This window comes from Streptomyces sp. UH6, assembly GCF_013421635.1.
Lineage (GTDB): Bacteria > Actinomycetota > Actinomycetes > Streptomycetales > Streptomycetaceae > Streptomyces > Streptomyces abyssomicinicus.
On sequence record NZ_JACADT010000691.1, the window covers coordinates 1 to 3,069 of the forward strand.

The following is a 3,069-nucleotide window of genomic DNA, read 5'->3' on the forward strand; positions in this document are numbered from 1 at the left end:
GCCACGGAGACGCGGGAGGGAACACCTCGGGCGGCTCCCAGTGCGCGGCGATCCGCCCGAGAAGCTGGGCGGGGGTGGGCCGGTCGTCGGGGTCCTTCGCCAGGCACGCGAGGACCAGGGCGCGCAGCCGGTCCGACAGGCCGTCCAGCCGGGGATCGGCGGTGACGACCCGGTGCAGGACCGCAAGGGGCGGACCCTGGCCGAAAGGCTCGCTGCCGGTGGCGGCGAAGGCGAGCACGGCGCCCAGGGCGAAGACGTCGCCGGCCGGCCCGACCCGGCCGCCCTCGGCCTGCTCCGGGGACATGAAGCCGGGCGTGCCGATGGCCACGCCCGCCTCGGTCAGCACGGTCGCGTCCATCGCCCGGGCGATCCCGAAGTCGATCACTCGCGGACCGTCCGCGGCCAGCAGCACGTTGGACGGCTTGAGGTCGCGGTGCAGCAGTCCTTCGGCGTGGATCGCCTGCAACGCCTCGACCAGCCCGGCCGCCAGCGGCCACAGCGACTCCTCCGGCAGCGGCCCGCAGGCGGCCACGGCCTCGGCCAGGGACGGCCCGGGGACGTAGACCGTCGCGATCCACGGCGGGTCGTCGTCCGGACCGGCCGCCACGACCGCGGCGGTGAACGCGCCGCTGACGCTCCGGGCGGCCGTGACCTCCCGCCGGAACCGGCTCCGGAAGTCCGCCTGCCGGGCCAGATGCGGGTGCACCACCTTCACCGCCACCGCGCGCCCACCCGGCGACCGGCCCAGGAACACCTCTCCCATGCCTCCGGCGCCCAGCCGGCCGCGTAACACGACATCACGCACCCGCGTCGGGTCACCGGCCGCCAGCGGCTCCATCCCGCGCTCCTCCCGTGCCAGAACTGGTCTCCCGCCCACCGTGCGGTTCTCCTCGACCGCCGTTCGGTGCTTACCCAACCCTCGGGCCTCCAGCATCCGGGCCCGGCGACGGGCATGCGATACAGGCCACGGGGGACGGGCGTGCGGGATGGGCCGGGCGAGGCGGGTTCCGGGCCGTGCGGGGCCTGTCCGGGGAGCCGGAAGGACGGCGGAGGGGCGGCGGAGGGGCGGCGGTGGAGGGGCGTGCGCGGGCGTAATGTTCCCCGAACCCATGATCACATTGCGTGATCATCCGCTCACCCACCATGCTGACTACCCGTCACCGCCGAAGGCGTGTTCGGTCGGCGGAGATGGATTCATCTGTCTGCACGATTTCGGATGTGAGCGATGTCCGCAAGGCAAGTCTGGCCGTACGTCGTGCTGGTGGCGACGTTCGCGTGGAGCACGGCGATGGTCCTGATGGATCACGCCGCGGTGGCGGCGGCCGTGGTCCCCGCAGTGGTGCCCGCCCTGCTGCAGCTCGCGGGGACGAGGCGCGCCGCGAGGGGCGACGCCCGGCGCGCGGTGGGGCGGGCGGGAGAGGCCGGGGGGCCGGAGCCGGGCGCGGAGCCCGAGCGGAACAAGGAGCAGCCCTGTTGAACAGACCCCCGGTACAGGACGCCGACGAGCCTGCGAAAGCCCGCAAGCGGGGGCGCAGGCCCAGTGAGGTGGATCCGCGTGTCGTCGGCACCCACCTGGTCCTGCTGTCCATCCTGCGCGACCGCTACCAGCGGGACGGGCACACCATCGACCAGCTCAGCGGCGACTGCAACTTCGTCAGGTCCAAGATCTCCGAGCTGCTCCGGGGCTACGGCGGGAAGTATCCGCGCTGGGAGATCACCAGGGCCGTGGCCGCCGCCATGGAGCTGCCGCTCGCGCCGATGTGCCGCCTGTGGCTCGCCGGGGCGCGGGAGGCGTGCAAGAAGGAGGAGTGGATCGAGCGGAACGCGGGGGTGGGGGACGACTGGCGGGCCCCGCTGCCGCGGGCCCTGGAAGGGCTGCGGGACCTGCACGGCGGGACGTACCGCGCGTATGCCCGCGTCCACCTGCGGCCGGACGTCGCCGACGGGGTCGTGGAGCAGGCGCTGACCGTGGTGTGGGCGCGCATGGACGTGGTGTTCTCCAGTGCCAGCGTCGCCGGCCACGTCTGGGCGGTGCTGCGTGATCTGGTCATGGCGTGGGCCGACCCGTCGACGGCGCACGGTGTCGCCGCCACGCGGACGGTCTCCGTCCGCTGGGGCTGCGACCCGTTGGTGCCGGCGGACCTGCCCGGCCTGCCGGACCTGCCCGACCCGCGTGACGCGTTCGTCCGGCTGACCGAACAGACGGATCTCTTCAGGGCGATGCGCGAACTCGCCCCCCACCACGCGGACGTGCTGATCCTGCGCTACGTGCTGGGCCGGAGCGCCGAGAAGACGGCGGACGTGCTGGGGACCGACCCCGGCATGGTCGGCCTGTGGGACCGGCAGGCCCAGGAACACCTGGAGCATGCCCCGCACCTCAGAACCACCCTGGGAGGGATGACGACATGAGCCGTGTGCAGCAGTTGCTCGCCGGAGCCCGGATACCGGACGGGGACCATGTGCCGCCGGACATCGTCCCCGTCGGCGGTGGACCGGGCAGACCCCGGGCCGCGGACCCGGCGCGGGACCCGGGGGAGAGGCGGGCGGACGGCCAACTGGAGGTGCTGTGCGAGCTGTTGCTGGCGCGCTACGCGCACACCGCGCTCCGGTCCTTCCTCACCGACCGGCTTCCCGAGCCGCTCGGCGCCCGGCTCGTCGGCTGCGTCCTGCAACTGGCCGACGACGAGGACGGCGCGCGCGCCTGGTGGCAGTACGCCGCCGGCGCGGAGGACGAGCTGTCGCCGTACTGCCTCCACCTCCAGCACCGGAAGTACGGGGACCGGGACGCCGCCGAGTGGTGGCTGGACCGCAGCAGGGTCGAGCGGTGGGCCGGCGTGGCCGGACGGCCGCAGGGCGTCCGCCTCGCCTTCGACGTGACGTTCCCCGCGATGCTGGACCTCCTCGCGGGGCTCCGGCCCCAGCTGGAGGAACGGTCACGGGACGCGGTGGTGGAGGCGCTGCTGGAGTTCATCCCGGACGCCGTCGCCCCGGGGCACGCCCGGCACCCGGCGTTCGACCTGCCGGTGCCCGGGCCGGGCTTCGCGGAACGGATCCGCGCCCTGCTGAGCG

3 protein-coding genes and 1 pseudogene are annotated in these 3,069 nt (G+C 74.3%); 3 read left to right on the forward strand and 1 reads right to left on the reverse strand.

The genetic code is table 11. From position 1 onward, the window contains the following. Positions 1-838 (reverse strand): serine/threonine-protein kinase (locus HW445_RS24345; protein ID WP_180223090.1); only part of this gene is annotated, 838 nt, incomplete at its 3' end. Positions 839-1,225: 387 nt separating this feature from the next. Between HW445_RS24345 and HW445_RS24350 the strand changes: the two genes are divergently transcribed. The 3 genes and pseudogenes from HW445_RS24350 to HW445_RS24360 form a co-directional block, all read left to right on the forward strand. Continuing rightward, positions 1,226-1,477: a hypothetical protein gene (locus HW445_RS24350; protein WP_180223088.1), complete on the forward strand. Its 252-nt coding sequence runs from the start codon at positions 1,226-1,228 to the stop codon at positions 1,475-1,477. Continuing rightward, on the forward strand, positions 1,474-2,409 hold the full coding sequence (locus tag HW445_RS24355; RefSeq protein ID WP_180223089.1) for an RNA polymerase sigma factor: 936 nt from the start codon (positions 1,474-1,476) through the stop codon (positions 2,407-2,409). Before HW445_RS24350 ends, HW445_RS24355 begins: the two co-directional genes overlap by 4 nt. Next, a pseudogene (locus tag HW445_RS24360) lies at positions 2,406-3,069 on the forward strand (hypothetical protein); the annotation flags it as partial. The gene HW445_RS24355 and the pseudogene HW445_RS24360, both read left to right, overlap by 4 nt.

What these genes read in the sequence shown, in the direction of transcription:
- HW445_RS24350 (WP_180223088.1), top strand. Translation starts at nt 1,226, where the DNA reads ATGTCCGCAAGGCAAGTCTGGCCGTACGTCGTGCTGGTGGCGACGTTC.